The organism is Streptomyces sp. NPDC051310 (genome assembly GCF_044455245.1).
GTDB lineage: Bacteria > Actinomycetota > Actinomycetes > Streptomycetales > Streptomycetaceae > Streptomyces.
In genome coordinates this window covers 38517-59938 of record NZ_JBITEO010000034.1, presented here as the reverse complement: position 1 = coordinate 59938, position 21422 = coordinate 38517, and the positions used below count along the sequence as shown (strand labels likewise).

Annotated in this window: 24 protein-coding genes; 10 read left to right on the top strand and 14 right to left on the bottom strand. The window is 72.0% G+C overall.

Going from position 1 to position 21422, the window contains the following annotated elements; all coding sequences use genetic code 11:
* On the top strand, positions 1–264 hold a 264-nt coding region (locus ACIA79_RS32275), incomplete at its 5' end, for a hypothetical protein (RefSeq protein WP_399431965.1).
* A gap of 18 nt (positions 265–282) precedes the next feature.
* Here the strand turns inward: ACIA79_RS32275 and ACIA79_RS32270 are convergent.
* Positions 283–924 (bottom strand): DNA-3-methyladenine glycosylase, encoded by a 642-nt coding sequence (locus tag ACIA79_RS32270; RefSeq protein ID WP_399431964.1) that lies wholly within the window; start codon positions 922–924, stop codon positions 283–285.
* A 74-nt stretch (positions 925–998) separates the two neighbouring features.
* On the opposite strand from ACIA79_RS32270, the gene ACIA79_RS32265 reads away from it, so the two are divergent.
* From ACIA79_RS32265 to ACIA79_RS32255, 3 genes are all read left to right on the top strand, one after another.
* Positions 999–1781 carry a sporulation protein gene (locus tag ACIA79_RS32265; RefSeq protein ID WP_399431963.1) on the top strand — a complete coding sequence of 261 codons (783 nt, stop codon included), beginning with the start codon at positions 999–1001 and terminating at the stop codon, positions 1779–1781.
* A 45-nt stretch (positions 1782–1826) separates the two neighbouring features.
* Positions 1827–2366, top strand: coding sequence for a YbhB/YbcL family Raf kinase inhibitor-like protein (locus ACIA79_RS32260; RefSeq protein ID WP_399431962.1), 540 nt, complete (start codon positions 1827–1829; stop codon positions 2364–2366).
* 181 nt (positions 2367–2547) lie between these two features.
* Complete coding sequence (locus ACIA79_RS32255; RefSeq protein WP_031072400.1) at positions 2548–3057, top strand: HNH endonuclease; 510 nt, start codon at positions 2548–2550, stop codon at positions 3055–3057.
* Positions 3058–3117: 60 nt separating this feature from the next.
* Here the strand turns inward: ACIA79_RS32255 and ACIA79_RS32250 are convergent, their stop codons facing one another.
* The 4 genes from ACIA79_RS32250 to ACIA79_RS32235 form a co-directional block, all read right to left on the bottom strand.
* Complete coding sequence (locus tag ACIA79_RS32250) at positions 3118–3891, bottom strand: sulfite exporter TauE/SafE family protein (RefSeq protein WP_399431961.1); 774 nt, start codon at positions 3889–3891, stop codon at positions 3118–3120.
* A gap of 67 nt (positions 3892–3958) precedes the next feature.
* The gene (locus tag ACIA79_RS32245) at positions 3959–4909 is read right to left on the bottom strand and encodes an SPFH domain-containing protein (protein ID WP_399431960.1); all 951 of its coding nucleotides are present in this window, start codon (positions 4907–4909) and stop codon (positions 3959–3961) included.
* Positions 4910–5051: 142 nt separating this feature from the next.
* Positions 5052–5480 carry an NfeD family protein gene (locus ACIA79_RS32240; RefSeq protein ID WP_399431959.1) on the bottom strand — a complete coding sequence of 143 codons (429 nt, stop codon included), beginning with the start codon at positions 5478–5480 and terminating at the stop codon, positions 5052–5054.
* Positions 5481–5566: 86 nt separating this feature from the next.
* A complete protein-coding gene (locus ACIA79_RS32235) occupies positions 5567–6358 on the bottom strand; it encodes an ABC transporter ATP-binding protein (RefSeq protein WP_399431957.1) in 792 nt (263 codons plus the stop codon).
* A gap of 139 nt (positions 6359–6497) precedes the next feature.
* On the opposite strand from ACIA79_RS32235, the gene ACIA79_RS32230 reads away from it, so the two are divergent.
* Positions 6498–7286 (top strand): hypothetical protein, encoded by a 789-nt coding sequence (locus tag ACIA79_RS32230; protein ID WP_399431956.1) that lies wholly within the window; start codon positions 6498–6500, stop codon positions 7284–7286.
* Between the two features lie 257 nt (positions 7287–7543).
* Here ACIA79_RS32230 and ACIA79_RS32225 read toward each other — a convergent pair whose 3' ends face one another.
* The 3 genes from ACIA79_RS32225 to ACIA79_RS32215 all read right to left on the bottom strand — a co-directional run bounded on the left by ACIA79_RS32225 (position 7544) and on the right by ACIA79_RS32215 (position 9753).
* Complete coding sequence (locus ACIA79_RS32225) at positions 7544–7789, bottom strand: chaplin (protein WP_399431955.1); 246 nt, start codon at positions 7787–7789, stop codon at positions 7544–7546.
* A 121-nt stretch (positions 7790–7910) separates the two neighbouring features.
* A complete protein-coding gene (locus tag ACIA79_RS32220) occupies positions 7911–8594 on the bottom strand; it encodes a response regulator transcription factor (RefSeq protein ID WP_234334831.1) in 684 nt (227 codons plus the stop codon).
* Complete coding sequence (locus ACIA79_RS32215) at positions 8587–9753, bottom strand: GAF domain-containing sensor histidine kinase (protein WP_399431954.1); 1167 nt, start codon at positions 9751–9753, stop codon at positions 8587–8589. Before ACIA79_RS32215 ends, ACIA79_RS32220 begins: the two co-directional genes overlap by 8 nt.
* 173 nt (positions 9754–9926) lie before the next feature.
* Between ACIA79_RS32215 and ACIA79_RS32210 the strand changes: the two genes are divergently transcribed.
* The 3 genes from ACIA79_RS32210 (at position 9927) to ACIA79_RS32200 (ending at position 12766) form a co-directional block, all read left to right on the top strand.
* Positions 9927–10628: an SDR family NAD(P)-dependent oxidoreductase gene (locus tag ACIA79_RS32210; RefSeq protein ID WP_399431953.1), complete on the top strand. Its 702-nt coding sequence runs from the start codon at positions 9927–9929 to the stop codon at positions 10626–10628.
* Positions 10625–11725 (top strand): S-adenosylmethionine:tRNA ribosyltransferase-isomerase, encoded by a 1101-nt coding sequence (locus ACIA79_RS32205; protein WP_399431952.1) that lies wholly within the window; start codon positions 10625–10627, stop codon positions 11723–11725. The genes ACIA79_RS32210 and ACIA79_RS32205 overlap by 4 nt, the downstream gene beginning before the upstream one ends.
* Positions 11726–12037: 312 nt before the next feature.
* Positions 12038–12766 carry a transglycosylase SLT domain-containing protein gene (locus ACIA79_RS32200; RefSeq protein ID WP_399431951.1) on the top strand — a complete coding sequence of 243 codons (729 nt, stop codon included), beginning with the start codon at positions 12038–12040 and terminating at the stop codon, positions 12764–12766.
* Positions 12767–12884: 118 nt separating this feature from the next.
* Here ACIA79_RS32200 and ACIA79_RS32195 read toward each other — a convergent pair whose 3' ends face one another.
* The gene (locus ACIA79_RS32195; protein WP_399431950.1) at positions 12885–15491 is read right to left on the bottom strand and encodes an FHA domain-containing protein; all 2607 of its coding nucleotides are present in this window, start codon (positions 15489–15491) and stop codon (positions 12885–12887) included.
* A 701-nt stretch (positions 15492–16192) separates the two neighbouring features.
* On the opposite strand from ACIA79_RS32195, the gene serB reads away from it, so the two are divergent.
* Positions 16193–17401 (top strand): phosphoserine phosphatase SerB, encoded by a 1209-nt coding sequence (gene serB / locus ACIA79_RS32190; protein ID WP_399431949.1) that lies wholly within the window; start codon positions 16193–16195, stop codon positions 17399–17401.
* A 157-nt stretch (positions 17402–17558) separates the two neighbouring features.
* On the opposite strand, the gene ACIA79_RS32185 is transcribed toward serB, so the two are convergent.
* The 4 genes from ACIA79_RS32185 to ACIA79_RS32170 form a co-directional block, all read right to left on the bottom strand.
* Complete coding sequence (locus tag ACIA79_RS32185; RefSeq protein ID WP_399431948.1) at positions 17559–18077, bottom strand: SixA phosphatase family protein; 519 nt, start codon at positions 18075–18077, stop codon at positions 17559–17561.
* A 57-nt stretch (positions 18078–18134) separates the two neighbouring features.
* Positions 18135–18335 carry a hypothetical protein gene (locus ACIA79_RS32180; protein WP_399431947.1) on the bottom strand — a complete coding sequence of 67 codons (201 nt, stop codon included), beginning with the start codon at positions 18333–18335 and terminating at the stop codon, positions 18135–18137.
* A gap of 267 nt (positions 18336–18602) precedes the next feature.
* Positions 18603–18722 carry an SGM_5486 family transporter-associated protein gene (locus tag ACIA79_RS32175; protein ID WP_107064446.1) on the bottom strand — a complete coding sequence of 40 codons (120 nt, stop codon included), beginning with the start codon at positions 18720–18722 and terminating at the stop codon, positions 18603–18605.
* A gap of 18 nt (positions 18723–18740) precedes the next feature.
* Positions 18741–20105, bottom strand: a complete 1365-nt coding sequence (locus ACIA79_RS32170) for a CynX/NimT family MFS transporter (protein WP_399431946.1) — start codon at positions 20103–20105, stop codon at positions 18741–18743.
* Between the two features lie 152 nt (positions 20106–20257).
* On the opposite strand from ACIA79_RS32170, the gene ACIA79_RS32165 reads away from it, so the two are divergent.
* Positions 20258–20941 (top strand): FadR/GntR family transcriptional regulator, encoded by a 684-nt coding sequence (locus tag ACIA79_RS32165; RefSeq protein WP_399431945.1) that lies wholly within the window; start codon positions 20258–20260, stop codon positions 20939–20941.
* Here the strand turns inward: ACIA79_RS32165 and ACIA79_RS32160 are convergent.
* The gene (locus ACIA79_RS32160) at positions 20920–21204 is read right to left on the bottom strand and encodes a hypothetical protein (protein ID WP_399431971.1); all 285 of its coding nucleotides are present in this window, start codon (positions 21202–21204) and stop codon (positions 20920–20922) included. The genes ACIA79_RS32165 and ACIA79_RS32160 overlap by 22 nt on opposite strands.
* Positions 21205–21422 lie beyond the last annotated feature (218 nt).

The window sequence follows — 21422 nt, the reverse complement described above, 5'->3', positions numbered from 1 at the left end:
CTTCGTTGTTTCCAACCTTACCAGATCCGTTTTCCGTTCCGTTTCCGGTTCGGATTCTGTTTCCGGCGGCCGTTGGAGGGCCTTTGCCTTTCGGCGCTCCACCACTTTAGACGATTTCCGCTGCGGCTCATAATCGGGCCGCTGGATTTGAATTCCGGCATGCCGGAAGCCGAACCCTTTAGGGAGATCGATCTTGGTGGTGGTTGGCTGCTCCCGGGGGCGCTCGAACGGCGTGCCCGGCTCCTGCAGCTCGCTAGACGTTAGACGCTTCCGCGTCTCGCGTCAAGCCCCCCTCCGGCGTGGCACGTGGGCGCGGTACGGGCTCACCGTGGGGTCGCCGTCGATCCAGAACCGCCAGGGGTGGGTGGCGCCGTCGCCGCCGACACCCGTGCGCGGTCCCGTGCGGACCCGGTCGGTGGGGACAGGGGTTCCGGTGAGCACGGCGAGCGGGGACTCGGGGCCGGCGCAGGCGTCGGTGCCGTCGAGGGTGCGGTCGACGTCCAGCGCCGTGGCGAGGCGGGCCGGGCCCTTGGCCAGATCCCGGTCGTGGCGGGCCGAGAGCCGGCGTTTGCGGGCGAGGTCATGGCCCACCCGGATCTCACCCGCGCGCAGCAGGACACCGCTGGCGTGGCCCTCGGGGCCGCACACCAGGTTCAGGCAGTGCCACATGCCGTAGGTGAAGTAGACGTAGGCGTGACCGGGCGGTCCGAACATGACCGCGTTGCGGGCGGTGCGGCCGCGGAAGGCGTGGGATCCGGGGTCGACCTCGCCCGCGTAGGCCTCGACCTCGGTCAGGCGCAGTTCGATGGGGCCGTCGTCCGTCAGGCGTACGAGTGTGCGGCCGAGCAGGTCCGGTGCGACCTCCAGTACGGGGCGCTCGAAGAAGTCTCGCGGCAGCGGCGTACGGTCGGGGCTCTCGATCATGTCGTACGAGCGTAGCGGGGAACCGGCTACGGTCGTCGCGCGTATCTAGGGGTCAGGATCCAGAAGGAGTGAACATGGGGTTCAAGAAGCTGCTCGCGAGCCTGGGTGCGGGCGGGGCGTCCGTCGAGACGGTGCTCACCGAGGCGAACGTCGTGCCCGGCGGGGTCGTCCAGGGTGAGGTGCGGATCCAGGGCGGCACGGTGGACCAGCAGATCGAGGGGCTGTCGGTCGGTCTGCAGGCGCGGGTCGAGGTCGAGGGCGGCGATCAGGAGGTCAAGCAGGACATCGAGTTCACGAAGGTCCGGCTGGGCGGGGCCTTCGAGGCGAAGGCCGGGGCGGTGCACGTGGTGCCGTTCGGGCTGGAGATCCCGTGGGAGACGCCGGTGACGATGATCGCCGGGCAGCACCTGCACGGGATGGACATCGGTGTGACGACCGAGCTGGAGATCGCGCGGGCTGTGGACTCCGGTGACCTGGACCCGATCAACGTGCACCCGCTCCCGGCGCAGCAGGCGATCCTCGACGCCTTCATCCAGCTGGGCTTCCGGTTCAGGAGCGCGGACATGGAGCGCGGTCACATCCGCGGGACGCGGCAGCGGCTGCCGTTCTACCAGGAGATCGAGTTCCTCCCGCCGCAGCAGTACCGGGGCCTGAACCAGGTCGAGCTGTCCTTCGTGGCCGACGAGCGGGAGATGGACGTCGTCCTGGAGATGGACAAGAAGCCGGGTCTGTTCAGCGAGGGCAGCGACTCGTACCGCGCCTTCACGGTGGGGCTGCACGACTTCGGGGGCACCGACTGGGCGGCGTACCTCAACCAGTGGCTCGCCGACGTCGGTGGCCGGCGCAACTGGCTCTAAGGTCGGTCGGGAAGCCGGAACAACAGCGATACGGAGGTTCATAGCGTGGCCGAGGAGAAGAGGGCGCCGCTTCCTCACGACTTCCATCCGCGGGTGCCGTCGTTCACCGTGGTGAGCGATGACGTCGCGCCGGGGGCCGTGCTGGCTGACGCGCAGGTCTACGCCGAGGGGAACACCTCGCCGCATCTGCGGTGGGAGGGCTTCCCCGAGGGGACGAAGAGCTTCGCCGTGACGTGCTTCGACCCCGACGCGCCGACCGGGAGCGGGTTCTGGCACTGGGTGCTGTTCGACATCCCGGCGTCGGTCACCGAGTTGCCTGCGGGTGCGGGCGGCGGGAAGTTCGAGGGGCTGCCCGAAGGGGCGGTGCACGTGCGCAACGACTACGGGACGCGGGACTTCGGCGGCGCGGCGCCGCCGGCCGGCGATCCGGCGCACCGGTACGTGTTCACCGTGTACGCCGTGGACCAGGAGAAGCTGGGCCCGGACGCGGACGCGTCGCCCGCCGTGGTGGGGTTCAACCTGCGGTTCCACACGCTGGCGCGTGCCCAGCTGATCGGTGAGTACGCGGCTCCCGCCGAGTCCTGACGTTCGTCTGTTGTTTGCCCGCTTCTGGTCTTGGAGAGATCAGAAGCGGGCATCTTTTGTGTCGGGGAGCCCGGGGACGGCCCCCGGGTGAACAGATATTGCGTTGTCCTACCCGGCGTGCCCGGCCAGAGTTGATCCCAGCCCGCCAGGGGGGTGGGCCGGCACACGGGAGGTGGGCACGATGCGGGACACGCTGGTACTCAACGCGAGCTTCGAGCCGCTGTCGACGGTGACGCTCAACCGTGCGGTGGTGCTGGTGCTGCAGGACAAGGCCGTGGTGGAGCAGTCCCATCCCGGACTCCGTGTGCGTGCGGCCGCCGTGGAACTCCCGGTGCCGCGGGTGATCAGGCTCTGCAGGTACGTCCGGGTGCCCTTCCGAAGACAGGCGCCGTGGTCGCGGCGGGGTGTGCTGGTGCGGGACCGGCACCGGTGCGCGTACTGCGGGAAGCGTGCGACGACGGTGGACCACGTGGTGCCGCGGGCGCAGGGTGGTGGCGACAACTGGCTGAACACGGTGGCCTCCTGCGCGGAGGACAACCACCGCAAGGCGGACCGTACGCCGGAGCAGGCGGGGATGCCGCTGCTGCACCAGCCGTTCGTACCCTCTCCGGCGGACGCGATGCTGCTGGCGCTGGGTGTGCGGGACCGCGCGGAGCTGCCGGAGTGGCTGGGGCAGTCGGTGGCGGCGTAGGCAGGTCCCGCCCGTGTGCGGAGGAGCCCGTCTCGGATCGAGGCGGGCTTCGTCATGCGGTCAGGTCCGGGTGACGAGCTGGACGATCGCGAGGACGCCGACGGTGATGATGACCGCGCGCAGTACGGCCGGGGGGAGGCGGCGGCCGACCTTGGCCCCGATCTGGCCCCCGATGGTGGAACCGACGGCGATGAGCAGGACGGCGGTCCAGTCGAAGTGGGCGACGAAGAGGAAGAACAGCGCGGCAACGGTGTTGACGACGGCGGCGAGGACGTTCTTGGCGGCGTTGAGGCGCTGCAGGGTGTCGTGGAGCAGCATGCCCATGAGGGAGACGTAGATGATCCCCTGGGCCGCGGTGAAGTAGCCGCCGTAGACGCTGGCGAGGAGGAGGGCGGCGAAGAGGAGGGGGCCGCCCGCCGGGTCACCGCCGTCGGTGCCCTGGCGTTCGCGGCGGCGCTGGACGGCCCGTGAGATGCGGGGTTGCAGGATGACCAGGACGAGGGCGAGGCCGACGAGGACGGGGACGATCGTCTCGAACGCGGTGGGGGGCAGGACGAGGAGCAGGGTGGCGCCGCTGACGCCGCCGATGGCCGCGGCGATGCCGAGGCGCAGGATGCGGGGGCGCTGGCCGGCGAGTTCGGCCCGGTAGCCGATGGCTCCGCTGATGGAGCCGGGGATGAGGCCGAGGGCGTTGGAGACGGTGGCGGTGACGGGCGGCAGACCGGTGGCGAGCAGCACCGGGAAGGTGATGAGGGTGCCGGAGCCGACGATGGTGTTGATCGTGCCCGCGCCGATGCCGGCGGCGAAGACGGCGAGCATTTCCCAGATGGTCACGCGGTGCCCTCACTCCTCGGCATGATCGGTGCTTGATGCACAGATCATGCACGACGGAGGGGGTACGTCAGTCGACCGGGGGCTCTTCGCGACGCTGTTGCGGCGGCTGCTTGGCGGCGCCGCCGGTGTTGAAGCCGGGTGCGCCGTTGCCCATGTTGCCGAAGGCGCCCGAGAGGCCCTTGAGGGCGTCGCCGATCTCGCTGGGGACGATCCAGAGCTTGTTGGCGTCGCCTTCGGCGATCTTCGGGAGCATCTGGAGGTACTGGTAGGAGAGCAGCTTCTGGTCGGGGTCGCCGGCGTGGATGGCTTCGAACACGGTGCGGACCGCCTGTGCTTCGCCCTCGGCGCGCAGGGCGGCGGCCTTGGCCTCACCTTCGGCGCGGAGGATGGCGGACTGCTTCTCACCCTCGGCGGTCAGGATCTGCGACTGGCGGATGCCTTCGGCGGTGAGGATGGCGGCGCGCTTGTCGCGGTCGGCGCGCATCTGCTTCTCCATCGAGTCCTGGATGGAGGTCGGGGGCTCGATCGCCTTGAGTTCGACGCGGTTGACGCGGATGCCCCACTTGCCGGTGGCCTCGTCGAGGACGCCGCGCAGGGCGGCGTTGATCTCCTCGCGGGAGGTGAGGGTGCGCTCCAGGTCCATGCCGCCGATGATGTTGCGGAGGGTGGTGACCGTGAGCTGCTCGATCGCCTGGATGTAGCTGGCGACTTCGTAGGTGGCGGCGCGGGCGTCGGTCACCTGGTAGTAGATGACCGTGTCGATGTTGACGACCAGGTTGTCCTGGGTGATCACCGGCTGGGGCGGGAAGGGGACGACCTGTTCCCGCAGGTCGATCCGGTTGCGGATCGAGTCGATGAACGGAACGACGATGTTGAGGCCCGCGTTGAGGGTGCGGGTGTAGCGGCCGAAGCGCTCGACGATGGCGGCGCTGGCCTGCGGGATGACCTGGATCGTCTTGATCAGGGCGATGAAGACGAGCACCACCAGGATGACCAGGACGATGATGACTGATGGCATCGATGTTCCCCGTGCCCTTCACTGCCGCGGTTGTATTCGATGATCGAGTTTCCCAGACGGCGGGGCGTCGCGTGCACCGTTTCCCCGGGCTTGACCGGGTTGCGTCGCACGGTGTCCCCCCGCATTGCTTTCTGACGTACCGTCACATGACCACGGCGGTCGCTCCGTCGATCTCGACGACGTCGACCTGCTGTCCGGGTTCGAAGGACTGGTCGGCGTCGAGTGCGCGGGCGGACCAGACCTCGCCGGCGAGCTTGATCCTGCCGCCGTTGCCGTCGACCCGTTCCAGGACGACGGCTTGACGGCCCCTCAGGGCGTCGACGTTCGTGACGTACTGGGGCCGGCCGTCGCGGTGGCGTGCCGCGATGGGGCGCACCACCGCGATGAGGGCGACGGAGACGACGGCGAAGACCACGACCTGGGCGACCACGCCCGGCCCGAGGGCCGCGGTGACGGCTCCGGCGATCGCGCCGGCGGACAGCATCCCGAATTCCGGCATCGCGGTCAGTACGAGCGGGATGCCGAGCCCCACCGCGCCGATCAGCCACCAGACCCATGCGTCGATGTCCACCCGGCCATGGTAGGACCGGGAGTCGGGTCCCCGACAGGGCGCGGAGGGTGGGCACCGCCGCTGCGGTGCCGCCTGCGGACGCGGTGTCAGGAGAGGGGCAGGCCCTGGGCCGTGTAGCGGTCGCCGACGTGCTCGACGACGAGCGGGAGGCCGAAGCAGTGGGAGAGGTTGCGCGAGGTCAGCTCCATCTCCATCGGGCCCGCGGCGAGCACCTTGCCCTGACGGATCATCAGGACGTGGGTGAAGCCCGGCGGGATCTCCTCGACGTGGTGGGTGACCATGATCATGGAGGGCGCGTACGGGTCGCGGGCGAGGCGCCCGAGGCGGCGGACCAGGTCCTCGCGGCCGCCGAGGTCGAGACCGGCGGCCGGCTCGTCGAGGAGCAGCAGTTCGGGGTCGGTCATCATCGCGCGGGCGATCAGCGTGCGCTTGCGCTCGCCCTCGGAGAGGGTGCCGAACCTGCGGTCCAGGAACTCGGTCATGCCGAGGCGGTCGAGGAAGGCGCGGGCCCGGTCCTCGTCGACGGCGTCGTAGTTCTCGTGCCAGGTGGCGGTCATGCCGTACGCGGCGGTGAGCACGGTCTCGAGGACCGTCTGGCGCTTGGGCAGCTTGTCGGCCATGGCGATGCCGGCCATGCCGATGCGGGGGCGCAGGTCGAAGACGTCGACCTTGCCGAGCCGGTCGCCCAGGATGCGGGCGCTGCCGGCGCTCGGGTAGAGGTAGGTGGAGGCGATGTTGAGGAGGGTGGTCTTGCCGGCGCCGTTGGGGCCGAGGATGACCCAGCGCTCGCCCTCCTTGACCGACCAGGAGACGTCGTCCACCAGAGCGCGTCCGTCGCGGACCACGGATACGTCCACCAGCTCCAGTACATCGCTCATGAGCGCGTTGTCTCCCCTATGCGGTCGGATCTCGTCGTGCGGCCGTGCCTGTGGGCGCGGTCTCCAGGGAAAACCTACGCCACCGGTGGCGCGGGTCGGTCCTTAGGTCCGGTTCGGCGGCAGTGCCTAGGGTGGGGGCATGCTTTCGGAACCACGTTCAGGACGGTTGGCCGCATGGGGGAACGCCCTGCTGGCCGGGTTGGTGTCACCGGATGAGGCCGTGCTCGCGATCGTCGGGGACGACGCGGTGCACCGGGTGGAGGGGCTGCCGGGCGAGGCGGGGCCGGTCGGGCTGACGCTGGCGCTGGGGCGGCTGCGCGGGCTCGGGGTGACGGGGTGGCGCGTCGCGCTGCCGGCGCCCGGGCATCCGCTGGGGCTCAGCGGGCCTCCGGAGTTCAACGCGCGGGCGCTGGAGGCGGAGGAGGCGGTGGTCGGGTACGGGGCCGCCTTCGGGCTCGTGCCGGAGGTGTACGAGGCGGGTCCCACCGGGGACGTGCACGTGGAGGTGGTGTGGCACTGCCTGCCGGTGCGGCAGGCGCCGCCGGCGGACGTGCCGTCGCTCGGGGAGGCGGAGCGGGAGCTGGCGGAGGCGCTGCGGGATGCGACCGTGGTGCTGACGCGGCTGGACGTGGCGGCCTCGGGGCCGGTGGCGGAAGCGGCGCTGGACGCGTACCGGGCGCGGGCGGAGGCCGGGGGCGAGGTGCTGGCGCCGGGGTACCCGCCGCGGGCCGTGCGGGTGCTGGAGCTGGCGCAGCGCGTGGGGTTCCTGATCTCGCTGGCGTACGGCAACGGGCACGGCGGGGCGGTGAGCGCGTCGGAGATGGCGGCGCGTACGGAGGCGCTGCGGCCGGTGGAGCGGGTGGCGCGGCGGGCGCAGGTGGCGGCGTTCAACGCCTGGGTGGAGGAACGGGAGCGCGAGCGGGGGTGACGCGGGAGCGGCGCCCGCTGCGTCACCGGGAAGCCCCGCTGTGTCGCCGTCCGCCGGCCGGCGGCCGCTCACCGCGGTGAGCTTTCCCTGCGCGCGTTCGCCGCTCGCGCCGGCGGACGGGTGCGGGGGCGGTCAGGCAGGCCGGGAGGCGCGGTGCGGGCCGGGCGGTTCCGAGGCGGTCCCGCAGGCCGGGACCCGCGGTGCGGGCCGGGCGGGACGGCGGCCCCCGGGTGGGGCAGGGGCCGCCGACGGGGGCGTCAGTGGTTGGCGGACGCGTTGCCGAAGGCCGGGTTCAGGGCGCCGATCACGTTGACGCTGTTGCCGTTGACGTTCACCGGGACGTGGACCGGGGCCTGGATCAGGTTGCCGGAGCCGACACCGGGGGAGCCGATGGCGGCGCCGTCCGCGTGCGCGCCGGAGGTGGCGGACGCGGCACCCGCGGCGGCGGCGACGAGCCCACCGGCGACCATGGTGATGGCAGCGGCCTTCTTCAGGTTCTTCACTTCGGGAATCCTCCGTTGGACGTCGCTGCGGAGATCACCGCAGCACGCCCTGGAGAACGGCCGTGCGCCACCGAGGTTGCGCCGTGTGGGGGATATACACCCGACGGTATGAATCTCGGACTTATTTGGCCGGACCGGTTGACCAGCCGGTCACGCCGTGGCGCACGGCCCACAGCGCCGCCTGGGTGCGGTCCGCGAGGTCCAGCTTCATCAGGATGTTCGACACGTGGGTCTTCACCGTCTTCTCCGAGAGGACCAGCGCTCGGGCGATCTCGCGGTTCGAGCGGCCGTCGGCGATCAGTCCGAGTACCTCGCGCTCGCGCTCGGTGAGGGTGCCGCCCCGTCCCGTGCCGCCGTTCCCCTCGTCCTGGCTGAGGAGGGCGACGGCCACCTCCGGCTGGAGCAGGACGTGCCCGGCGTGGACCGAGCGGATGGCGCCGGCCAGCGCGTCGGGGTCGACGTCCTTGTAGACGTACCCGGAGGCCCCCGCGCGCAGGGCGGGCACCACCGTGCGCTGCTCCGTGAAGCTGGTGACGATCAGCACCTTCGCGGGGTTGTCCAGCTCCCGCAGCTTGCGCAGGGCCTCGATCCCGTCCATGCCCGGCATCTTGACGTCCATGAGGACCACGTCCGGGCGGAGCTCCTCCGCGCGGGCCACGCCCTCGGCGCCGTCGGCCGCCTCACCGACGACCTCGATGTCGTCCTGCACCTCCAGGAAGGTGCGCAGTCCACGGCGGACCACCTGGTGATCGTCGACCAGCAGGACGCGGATCCCCGTCCTCGTACGGGGCGCTGCCTCAGCCACCGGGGACCTCCATCTCGATCGTGGTGCCCTTGCCGGGCCCGGAGTGGACCGTGAGCGTGCCGCCGACGCCGCCCGCCCGGTCCCGCATGGAGACCAGGCCCAGGTGGCGGCCCGCCCTGCGGACCGCGCGCGGCTCGAACCCCTTGCCGTTGTCGGTGACGCTGAGCACCGCGCCCTGGCCGCGCCGGACCAGGGACACGGCCACCTGGTCGGCGCCGGAGTGGCGCAGGGCGTTGTGGAGGGCCTCCTGGGCGACGCGCAGCAGGGCCTCCTCCTGCGCGGCCGGCAGGGCCCGTATCCCGCAGCTGTCGAAGGTGACGCGGGCGCTGTGGGCGCGGTCCAGGACCTGCACCTGGGTACGGAGGGTGTGGACGAGCCCGTCCTCGTCGAGGGCTGCGGGGCGCAGCTCGACCACCGCGGCGCGCAACTCGTCCGCGGCCTCGGCGGCGAGCGCGGCGACCTGCTGGAGCTCCCCCTTGGCGCGGGCCGGGTCCCGGTCGACGAGTGCGGAGGCCGCCTGGGCCGTCAGCCGCAGGGAGAAGAGCTTCTGGCTCACGGCGTCGTGCAGTTCGTGCGCGAGGCGGGAGCGCTCCTCGGCGATGGTGAGCTCGCGGCTGCGCTCGTACAGCCGTGCGTTGGTGAGGGCGATCGCGGCGTGCTGCGCGAGGATGCCGAGCAGCTCCTCGTCGTCCTCCGTGAAGCCGCAGCTTCCCTCGGCGCGCGCGGGCCCGGAGCAGCGCTTGTTGGCGAGGAACAGGGCGCCGATCGTCTCGTCGCCGTCGCGGATCGGCAGGCCCAGGAAGTCCGACATCTCGGGGTGGGCGGCCGGCCAGCCCTCGAAACGGGGGTCCTTGCGGACGTCCGCGAGGCGCTCCGGGCGGGCCTCGTGGAGCATCGCGGCGAGGATGCCGTGCTGGCGGGGCAGCGGGCCGATCGCCTTCCACTGCTCGTCGCTGACGCCGTCCACGACGAACTGGGCGAAGCCGCCGTGGTCGTCCGGAACGCCCAGGGCCGCGTACTCGGCGTCGAGCAGCTCGCGCGCCGAGGCGACGATCGTCTTGAGGACGTCGCGGACCTCCAGGTGCCTGCTCATCGCGAGCAGGGCCGTGCTCACGGCGGCGAGGCCGGAGCGGGGCGGACGGTCTGGTCGATCGGTCATGCGTTCACGGTACCGGCGGGGTGTGACCGTGCGTATCGGGCCGGGGACCGCCGTCGCATCGGGCCGCGGGACTAGGTCGAAGTGCCCTGGCGGTCGGGGCCGGCGCCGGAGGTGGAGGGAGGATCCGGCGTTCGACGCTGGAGGCATCAGTCCGACGAAGGGAAGTGGACGCCATGGCTGTCGCGATCATCACCGGTGCTTCCAAGGGGCTGGGGCGGGCACTCGCCGCGGCGCTCGCCGGTGAGGGGTGGGACCTGGTGCTGGACGCCAGGACCGCCGGCGTGCTGGAGGACAGCGCCCGGGAGGCGCGGGCGCACGGGACGCGGGTCGTGGCGGTGGCGGGGGACGTCACGGACGCGGCGCACCGGGCGCGGCTGGTGGCCGCCGCGCGGGAGCTGGGCGGGCTGGACCTGCTGGTGAGCAACGCCAGCGCGCTGGGCGCCGAGCCGCTCGTACGGCTGGACGCGCTGCCCCTGGCGGGGCTGCGGACCGCGCTGGAGACCAATGCGGTGGCCGCGCTCGGCCTCGTGCAGGAGGCTCTGCCGCTCCTGCGGGCGAGCGGGTACGGCGGGACGGTGATCGCGGTCAGTTCGGACGCGGCGGCGGAGGCGTACCCGTCCTGGGGCGGGTACGGGGCCTCCAAGGCGGCGCTGGACCAGCTGGCGGCGGTGCTGGGCGTGGAGGAGCCGGGCCTGCGGGTGTGGTCCGTGGACCCGGGCGACATGCGGACCGATCTGTACGCGGCCGCCGTCCCGGGCGACGACAGCCGGCGTCCCGCGCCCGAGACGGTGGTCCCGGCCTTCCTGCGCCTGCTCCGGGAGCGGCCGGCGAGCGGGCGGTACACCGCTCCTTCGCTGCTGGGGGCGGGCGCATGAGCGTGCTGGGGGCGCTGCGGGTGCCGGACGAGCTCTCGGCGCGGGTGCCCGCGGAGGAGCGGGGGCGCGGGCGGGACGACGTGCGGCTGCTGGTCTCGCGCGGGGTCACCGTGTCGCACCACGCCTTCGGGGAGCTTCCCGGGCTGCTGCGGCCCGGGGACGTGCTGGTGGTGAACACCTCCCCCACCTTGGCGGCCGCCGTCGGCGGGCGGCTCGGCGCGGCCCCTGTGGTGGTGCACTTCTCGACGTACGGGGACGACGGCCGGTGGGCGGTGGAGCTGCGTGCGCCGGACGGGCGGGGCAGTACGCGGCCGCGGGCGGGGGGTCCGGTGGGCGGGGTCGTACGGCTGCCCGGCGGCGCACGGCTCGTCCTGGAGGAACCGCTCGTGCCCGGTGCGGCACGGCTGTGGTGGGCGTCGGTGTCGGTCCCGGCGGCCGGCGGGGTGCCCGGCGGTGCGGCGGGCGGGGTGCCGGGGCTGCTGGCGGAGTACGGGCGGCCCATCCGGTACGGGTACACCGAGCGCGACCAGCCGCTGGCCGCGTACCAGACCGTCTTCGCCCGGCCCTCCCCCGACGGCGCCGGGTCGGCGGAGATGCCGAGTGCCGGGCGGCCCTTCACGGCGGGGACGGTCGCGGAGCTGGTGAGCCGGGGCGTGCAGTTCGCGCCGGTGACGCTCCATACCGGAGTGGCGTCCGCGGAGGCGCACGAGCCGCCGTACCCGGAGCGCTTCGCGGTGCCGGCGGCGACGGCGTGGCTGGTGAACGCGGCGCGGGCGGGGGGCGGGCGCATCGTCGCCGTCGGGACGACGGCCGTGCGGGCGCTGGAGTCGGCGGCGGGCGCCGACGGCGTCGTACGGGAGGCGGCGGGGTGGACGGACCTGGTGGTCACGCCGCGGCGCGGGGTGCGGACCGTCGACGGGCTGCTGACCGGGCTGCACGAGCCGCGGGCCTCGCACCTGCTGATGCTGGAGGCGGTGGCCGGACGGGAGGCGCTGGACCGCGCCTACACCGAGGCGCTGAGCCGTCGCTACCTCTGGCACGAGTTCGGCGACGTGCATCTCCTGCTGCCGGAGCTGCCGGGGGAAGGCCCTCGGTAAGCACTCACACATAGCATTGCTCCCGCAACAGAAGGTGAGTTCGCCACGGGGGCGATGTGAGCCCTCGCATAGGACACAGGTCACTTACGAAGCGCTGTAGTGGAACCGTTAAGACCGAATCGTCGCTGGTTGCGGGGGTGGGATGGGCGATTTGTACGGCTTGACGCCACCTCCTGATCCACTACCCGGCATCGTACGTCACACCTTTGCCACAGGATTTTGCGGCCGCTAAGAATTGCAGCCGTTGCCCGCCGAGCAGGCGTAGCGCCACCCGGCCAGGCGACGTCCCGCGATTCGAAGAGGTACGACTGCATGTCCGCGTTCAGCAACCGCCCCGGCTTCAGCCGTCTCAAGAAGAACCAGAAGAAGCTCTCCCTCGCCGGCGTGGCCGCCATCGGCGCCGTCGCCGTCGGTTTCTCCGCCGTTCCCAGCAACGCCTCCACCGCCGAGACCGTCGAGCCGCAGTCGGTCGCCGCCGCTCCGGTCGCGTTCGGTACGCAGGCGGGCACCCTGAAGGTCAACCTGCACGACCAGGTCACCAGCATCGAGCTGAAGGCCAAGGCCGACGCGGCCGCCGCCGCGAAGGCGAAGGCGGAGGCCGCCGCCAAGGCCAAGGCCGCTGCCGCCGCCAAGGCGAAGGCCCAGGCCGAGGCCGCCGCGAAGAAGCGCGCCGCCGCACAGGCCGCCGCGAGCCGCGCCGCCGCCCGCAAGCCGGTGTACGCGAACAACCTCGACGGCTGGATCCGCGAGGCGCTCGACATCATGAAGAAGCACAACATCCCGGGCACCTACGAGGGCATCCACCGCAACATCATCCGTGAGTCCAGCGGTAACCCGAACGCCATCAACAACTGGGACATCAACGCCCGCAACGGCGTCCCGTCGATCGGTCTGCTCCAGGTCATCAAGCCGACCTTCGACGCCTACCACGTCCCCGGCACCAAGAAGAGCCAGTGGGACCCGGTCGCCAACATCGTCGCCGCCTGCAACTACGCGGCCGACCGCTACGGCTCCATGGACAACGTCAACAGCGCGTACTGATACGCACCGGTCGTCCCGGGGCACCTGACGGTTCCCGTGCGCACCGACGTGGAAGGGCGGCACCCCGTGCGGGGTGCCGCCCTTCACGCGCGCGTGGCGCCGGTGGCGTACGGAGGCGTTACTTGCGCATGACCTCGGGCTCGTGGCGGCGCAGCAGCCGCGCCACCAGGAAGCCGCAGGCGATGCCGATCAGCAGCAGGACGGTGATGTTGAAGCCCCACTGGCCGGCCGTGTGGTCCCACAGCGGGTCCAGGTTCGTCGGGTCCTTCGGGTCCCACGGCGGCATCAGGTGGGCGAGGTCCAGCGTGGCGCCCGCACCGGCGATGGCCCAGCGCGAGGGCATCAGCCAGGCGAACTGCTCCAGGCCCGGGGACCCGTACACCTGGAACAGGATGCCGGTGAAGACGACCTGCACGATCGCGAACATGACCAGCAGCGGCATGGTCTTCTCGGCGGTCTTCACCAGGGCGGAGATGACCAGGCCGAACATCATCGAGGTGAAGCCGAGGGCGATGATCACGACGCAGAGCTCGACGGCGGGAGGCATGATCAGGCCCTCCGCCGGGAGCTCGCGGGTGGCGAAGCCGATGGCGCAGATGATGACGCCCTGGATCGCCGTGATCACGCCGAGGACGATCACCTTGGACATCAGGTACGCCGAGCGGGACAGGCCGGTGGCCCGCTCCCGTTCATAGATGACCCGTTCCTTGATCAGCTCTCGTACGGAGTTGGCGGCGCCCGAGAAGCACATGCCGACCGCGAGGATCAGCATGATCGTGCCGGCGTCCCCGTTGAAGCGGGACGGCGGCGTGGGCGGGGCCAGGCCGAAGTCGGCCGGGATGACGACCGAGACCAGGCCGAGGACGGCCGGGAGGATCACCATCAGGCCGATGAAGCCCTTGTCGGACGCGATGACCGACGCGTAGCGGCGGATCAGGGTCCACAGCTGCGCGCCCCAGCTCTGCGGCTTGGGCGGGCGCATGGCCTGGGCCGACGGCATCTGCACCGACTGCGGGGCGACGGCGTCGATGTCCGCGGCGTACATCTGGTAGTGCTGCGAGCCCTTCCAGCGGCCCGCCCAGTCGTAGTCGCGGTAGTTCTCGAACGCGGAGAAGACATCGGCCCAGGTCTCGTAGCCGAAGAAGTTGAGCGCCTCCTCCGGCGGGCCGAAGTACGCCACCGAACCGCCCGGCGCCATGACGAGCAGCTTGTCGCAGATCGCCAGCTCGGCGACCGAGTGGGTGACGACGAGGACCGTGCGGCCGTCGTCGGCCAGCCCGCGCAGCAGCTGCATGACGTCGCGGTCCATGCCGGGGTCGAGGCCGGAGGTCGGCTCGTCCAGGAAGATCAGCGACGGCTTGGTCAGCAGCTCCAGGGCGACGGACACGCGCTTGCGCTGGCCGCCGGAGAGGGAGGTGACCTTCTTCTCCTTGTGGACGTCCAGCTTGAGCTCGCGCAGGACCTCGTCGATCCGGGCCTCGCGCTCCTGCTCGGTGGTGTCCGCGGGGAAGCGGAGCTTCGCGGCGTACTTGAGCGCGGTCCGGACGGTCAGCTCCTTGTGCAGGATGTCGTCCTGCGGGACCAGACCGATGCGCTGGCGCAGCTCGGCGAACTGCTTGTAGAGGTTCCGGTTGTCGTAGAGGACGTCACCCTGGTTGGCGGGGCGGTAACCGGTGAGCGCCTTGAGGAGGGTCGACTTGCCGGAGCCGGAGGGGCCGATGACGGCGATCAGCGACTTCTCCGGGACGCCGAACGAGACGTCCTTCAGGATCTGCTTGCCGCCGTCGACCGTGACGGTGAGGTGGCGGGCCGAGAAGGAGACCTCACCGGTGTCGACGAACTCCTCGAGGCGGTCCCCGACGAGCCGGAAGGTCGAGTGACCGACGCCGACGATGTCGTTCGGGCCGATGAGGGCGGAGCCGGACTTGGCGAGCGGCTGTCCGTTGACGTAGGTGCCGTTGTGGGAGCCGAGGTCGCGGATCTCGAAGCGGCCGTCGGGTGTGGCGTGGAACTCGGCGTGGTGGCGCGAGACCTGGAGGTCGGAGACCACCAGCTCGTTCTCGAGCGCACGACCGATGCGCATCACCCGGCCGAGGGCGAACTGGTGGAAGGTGGTCGGGCTCCGGTCGCCGTAGACCGGCGGGGCCCCCGCGGCGCCGCCGCCCTGGCCCGGGACCTTCTGGGCGTACTGCTCCACCGGGCCGGCGGGACCGGCCGGGCCGCCGGGGCCGGACTGCTGGTGCGGGACGTGGGGCTGTTGCTGTTGCTGCTGCCAGCCCTGGTGCTGAGGGGGCGCCGGGTGCTGCTGCGGGGCCGCCTGCTGAGGCCAGCCGTGCTGCTGCGGGGGAGCCTGGTGCGCCTGGGCCTGGGGAGCCGCGGCCTGCGCGCTGTAAGCACCCGCACCCGCGTCCGCACCCGCTCCGGCACCGGTCAGATTCAGCCGCGGGCCGTCGGTGGCGTTGCCGAGATGGACGGACGATCCCGGTCCGATCTCCATCTGGTGGATCCGCTGCCCCTGCACGTAGGTGCCGTTGGTGGAGCCGTGATCCTCGATGACCCAACTCCGGCCGCCCCAGCTGATCGTGGCGTGGCGCCACGAGACCCTGGCGTCGTCGATCACCAGGTCACCCTGGGGATCGCGGCCCAGGGTGTACGACCTGGACGGATCGAGGGCCCAGGTCCTTCCGTTCAATTCCAGTACGAGTTCCGGCACTCCATGCCCCACTAGTTGTCCCCCGAGTGACCCCCGTCGCGGGGAGTCTAGGGATGGTGAACATCGTGGGGAACTATTTCAGGCCCGGTCCCGTATTCGAAAGTCGGGCGGTGTGAAGACAGCGCGCAGGCGCGTACGGCCCTTGCTCCCCCGGGGTGGGGCAGGAGGATAAATGCCCCGGCAGCGGCAAAAACCTGCCAACTGCGCAGGAATGAGGTGCAGGCGGAGCAACTCGGAAAGGGACGAGGGTCTTTCGCGGGCCTTTGGGCGCCCCTCCGCCCGCGTTCGAACGGTCCTCCTGTTTGCGGAGGGGTGCGGGAGCGGTCCGGGCGGCAGCGTTCGGCGGGCCGATGTGATCCTGGACTCGATCTTCGGCGGCGGGGAGGTGCCGGGCGCCGGGGGCGCCGGCGGGCATGGCGGCCGGCGCCGTACGCCCGTGTGCCGGCGGTGGCACGGGCGGCGCGGGAAGCGGACGGCGCCGACTGAGGCAGCGCGGGCGGCGCGGGATCCGATGCCGGCCGGGGCAGCGTGGCGGGTCGCCCGGCGAGGGCGCGGCGGGGGGCAGGGCAGGGACGCGGTGGCCGCGGCCCGAGGGGTGCCGCCGGCGGGCGTCCGGGTGTGCCCGGCTCCCCCGGGGAGGCCGGTGAGGCCGGTGTCCGGTCCGCGGGACAGGGGGAGCCCGCCGGACGCGGGGCCGATACGCTGGGGGGACCATGAGCGCATCGCAGACCTCCGACGTACCCACCCTTCTCGTCAAGATCTTCGGGAAGGACCGGCCCGGGATCACCGCCGGGCTCTTCGACACCCTCGCCGCCTTCTCGGTCGACGTGGTCGACATCGAGCAGGTCGTCACCCGGGGCCGCATCGTCCTGTGCGCGCTCGTCACCGAGCCCACCGCGAGCACGGAGGGTGAGCTGCGGGCCACGGTCCACAGCTGGGCGGAGTCGCTGAAGCTCCAGGCGGAGATCATCTCCGGTACGGGCGACAACCGGCCGCGCGGTGTCGGCCGGTCGCACGTCACCGTGCTCGGGCATCCGCTGACCGCCGAGAACACGGCGGCCATAGCGGCCACCATCACCGCGACGGGCGGCAACATCGACCGGATCTTCCGGCTAGCCAAGTATCCGGTGACCGCGGTCGAGATCGCGGTGTCCGGTACGGAGACGGAGCCGCTGCGCACCGCGCTCGCCACCGAGGCCGCGGAGATCGGCGTGGACGTGGCGGTCGTGTCGGCGGGGCTGCACCGCCGGGCCCAGCGCCTGGTGGTCATGGACGTCGACTCGACGCTCATCCAGGACGAGGTGATCGAGCTCTTCGCGGCGCACGCCGGCTGTGAGGACCAGGTCGCCGAGATCACCGCCGCGGCCATGCGCGGTGAGCTGGACTTCGAGCAGTCGCTGCACGCGCGCGTGGCGCTCCTCGAAGGACTGGACGAGTCGGTCGTGGACAAGGTCCGCGCGGAGGTCCGCCTGACGCCGGGCGCCCGCACGCTGATCAGGACCCTCAAGCGGCTGGGCTACCAGGTCGGCGTCGTGTCCGGCGGCTTCACCCAGGTGACGGACGAGCTGCAGGTACGGCTGGGGCTGGACTTCGCCTCCGCCAACACGCTGGAGGTCGTCGACGGCAAGCTGACCGGCCGCGTCACCGGGGAGATCGTGGACCGGGCGGGCAAGGCCCGGCTGCTGCGCCGCTTCGCCGCCGAGGCGGGCGTACCGCTGGCCCAGACCGTCGCGATCGGCGACGGCGCCAACGACCTGGACATGCTCAACGCCGCGGGTCTGGGCGTGGCCTTCAACGCCAAGCCGGTCGTGCGCCGGGCCGCCGACACCGCCGTGAACGTGCCCTTCCTGGACACGGTCCTCTATCTGCTGGGCATCACCCGGGAAGAGGTCGAGGCGGCGGACACCGCCGTCGTCGGCTGACGCTGCGGGACGGTCGGAACGCTCCGGGCAGTCCGGGACGGCCGCGGAGCCCGCGGCCGTCCGGCGGCCGACGGCCGGACAATAGAAGGGCCCGGACGGAAGAAGGGCCCGGACACCGAGGCGGCGTCCGGGCCCTGTCGTCACGGGCAGCGCCGCTTCACTCGTGCGGCGCCCAGTAGGCGGTCAGCGTGCCGACCCCGTGCTCCACCGACTTCCACGAGCCGGTGAACTCCACCACGGCGAACGCGGAGGTCGGGAAGCCCCCCCGGCTCATCCGGGCGAGCGTGTCACCCTCCGCCCGCCCCGCGAGGGCGTCGGCGAGGGCGTGCATCCCGGGGTTGTGGCCGATGACGAGAAGGTCGTTCACGTCGTCGGAGGTCTCGTTGAGCAGCGCGATGAGATCACCGAGCGAGGCTTCGTACAGCCGCTCCTCGTACACGGTCCTGGGCCGCTGAGGGAGCTCGTGCACGGCCAGTTTCCACGTCTCGCGGGTCCGGACCGCGGTCGAGCACAGGGCCAGATCGAAGGTGATGCCGGTCTCGGCGAGCCTGCGGCCGGCCACGGGCGCGTCCTTGCGTCCTCGGTCGGCGAGCGGCCGCTCGTGGTCCGACACCTGGGGCCAGTCGGCCTTCGCATGCCGGAGTAGCACGATCCTGCGGGGTGTATCGACGCTCATGGCCCCAGCTTCGCATGAAACGCGCCACGGGGCGCAGGGTGTTGGGCAGCTCCGGCCTCAGAGGGAGAGCGTCTGCTGGATGCGTTCGAGTATCCGTCCGGCCGCCGGTTCCCCGCCGGCCGCACGCGCCTCACCGCCCCCGGTGAGCAGGGCGAGCAGGAGCGCGAAGGCGAGCACCGGCAGGGCGAGGGCCCACCAGGGCAGGCGGGTGTCGACGCGGCCGGTGACATGGTGCCGGGGGTGCGTGGGGGCCGACATGGCCGCCTCCGTGGGTTCCTGGGTGCCGAAGGGTTCGAGGGTCGTACCGTCTGGCTCGACGGTACGCATCCCGGGACCCCGGGCCCATCCGGTGATCCACCCACTTCACCCTGACGCTCACCCCCTAGGGGATGCGGCCCCGCGCGGGGACCCGAGCGCTCAGGGCGGCTTCACGGCCCGGGCATCCGGCACTTCACGACGTACTCCGCACTCAGGCACTCAAGCGCTCAGGCACACAGGCGCTCCGGCAGCCGGACGCTCAAGCACTCACGGTGAGGCGATCGAGGCGATGATGCCGATGATCACGCCGATCGCCAGCATCGAGCCCACCACGATGAGGAGCTTCTTCTGGCCGTTCTGCGGGTTCGGGTCGAGCACAGGTTGCATGTCCCCCAGTCTCGCATCTCATACCTCGTCCTCGATCGTCCGGTCCCGTCCGGCGAGGATGCCGACGATCATCTGCGGCACCATCAGGCCCGCCATCAGCGCCAGCGGGGTCCCCCAGCCGCCGCTGTGCTGGTACAGCGCGCCGACCAGCGTCGGGCCAGGGATCGAGATGAGGTAGCCGACGCTCTGCGCGAAGGCGGAGAGCCGTACGACGCCGCCGCTGCTGCGCGAACGCATGCCGATCATGGTGAGCGCGAGCGGGAAGGCGCAGTTGGAGACGCCCAGGAGCAGCGCCCAGAGCCAGGCCCCCTGCGCCGGGGCGAAGAAGAGGCCGGCGTAACCGCTCAGGCCGCAGAGGGCGAGGGCGACGACGATCGGGCCCTGGTTCCTCATCCGGGTGGCGAGCCGGGGGATGACGAAGGCGAGCGGCACGCCCATCACCATGGTCACGGCGAGCAGCACCCCGGCGGTGCCGGCGGAGACACCGGCGTCGCGGAAGATCTGCGGCATCCAGCCCATGGTGATGTACGCACCCGTGGCCTGGAGCCCGAAGAAGCAGCCCAGTGCCCAGGCGGTCCGGCTGCGCGTGATCCGCAGCGCCGGTGCCTCGCCGCCGCTGCTGCTGCCGCTGCCGGCCGCCCCGGGACCGGCCGGCCGGTCCGCCGCCGTGGCGGTGGCGCGCGCCCGGCCGCGTACCAGCGGCAGCCAGGCCAGTACGGCGAGCGCGGCGAGGACCGCCCACACGCCCAGGCCGGTGCGCCAGCTCCCGCCGAGCGCGTCGGTCAGGGGCACGGTCGCGGCGGCCGCGACGGAGGTGCCCAGCGCCAGGGCCATCGAGTACAGGCCGGTCATGGTGCCGACGCGGTCGGGGAAGTACCGCTTGACGATCACCGGCATGAGCACGTTGCTCACGGCGATGCCCATCAGGGCGAGCGCGCTGGCGGCGAGGAAGGCGTAGGTGCCGCCGGTGAAGGGCCGCAGGGCCAGGCCCGCCGTGATGGCGGCCATGCCGGCGAACACGACCGTGGCGGGGCCGAAGCGGCGGGCGAGGCGGGGCGCGGTGATGCCGAAGACGGCGAAGCACAGGGGCGGGACGGAGGTGAGCAGCCCGGCCACGCTGCCGCTCATGTGGAGCCCGGCCCGTACCTCTTCGAGGAGCGCGCCGAGGCTGGTGATGGCCGGGCGGAGGTTGAGCGCCGCCAGGACGAGCCCGGCGACAAGGAGCCGGGCGAGCCAGGGGGCCCCGGGAGCGCCGTCCGGGCGGGCGGCGCGGCCCGTGGGACCGGGAACGGCCGCGGGCACGCGGGTGCGGCCCCGGTCCGTGGTGCTGCCGGGCTGCGGGGGTATCCGGGTGGACGTAGGGGTCTGCGGCTCGCGGGACATGAGGCCATCATAGAATCATGGGATGATTGGGTGTCCAATCGCGAGCCGGACGGTCCCGCCCACGGTCACACCGCCGAGCGGGCCACCGGCGCGCTCCCGCGCTCGCGCGCCTCATCGATAATCTGCGGGACAGCCCCCAGACAAGGAGCACCATGGCTCTCAGCTCTCCCCGCCGATCCGGGCTCTCCGACCAGGTGATCGCCGAGCTGCGGAACCAGATCACCTCGGGCGAGTGGCCGGTCGGCTCCCGCATCCCCACCGAGCCGGAGCTGGTGGAGCAGCTGGGCGTGGCCCGCAACACCATCCGCGAGGCGGTGCGCGCGCTCGCGCACAACGGGCTCCTCGACATCCGCCAGGGTTCGGGCACCTACGTCGTGGCGACCAGCGAGCTCGCGGGCGTGATGCACCGCCGCTTCTCCGGGGCCGACCCGCGGCACATCGCCGAGCTGCGCGCCACGCTGGAGTCGTCCGCCGCGCGCCTGGCCGCCGGGCGCCGCACCGACCGGGACATGAAGCAGCTGGACGCGCTGCTGGCGCGCCGCGAGGAGGCGTGGGAGGCCGGTGACGCCGAGCGGTTCGTCACGGCGGACTCGGCCTTCCACCTGGCGGTGGTGGCGGCCTCGCACAACGAGGTGATGGCCGAGCTCTACGCCGACCTGGGCCACCTCGTGCGGGACTGGCTGCGCGAGGACGTGGGCCAGGAGCTGCGCCCGGAGTACCACATGGACCACGCGCGGCTGGTGGAGGCCATCCGCTCAAGGGACGCGGACGCGGCGGCCTCCGAGGCGGCCGGCTATCCGTTCATGTGCCTGCGTCAGTCCCGTACCGGCTCGTGAGTGATCCAGGCGGCGCGTACCTCTTTCCAGCACCGCTCGGTCAGCTCGGCGTAGGCGGTGGGGACCACCTCGACGGGCGCGCTGTCGGAGTCGATGTCCCACCAACGGTCGCACTCAACGTGCAGGCGGACCCGGTCCGTGTGGGGGTAGGGGTTGTGGCAGTACGCCGTGACGAGGGAGCCCTCGACCGACGTACGGCACGAGGCGGTGTACCGGTCATGATCGTCGGCATGTGCCTGGGTGCCGACGGCGAGCCCGCACAGGAGGGCCGATGCCGCCCCCAGGGCCAGGTGGTCGCTCCGCACAGCCACACCTCCTCCCCGATCTCCCCGAGCGACGGACGCGAATGTCCGTTCTGCCCAGTGTGCCGTGATCACGGCAACTCTTCGACTCGAGGAGACGCCCGAGGGCCGCACGGCCGTCCGGGGACGGGCGCGCGGCCCTCGGTGCGTACGACTCCGCGGGCGGTGCGCACGGAGTC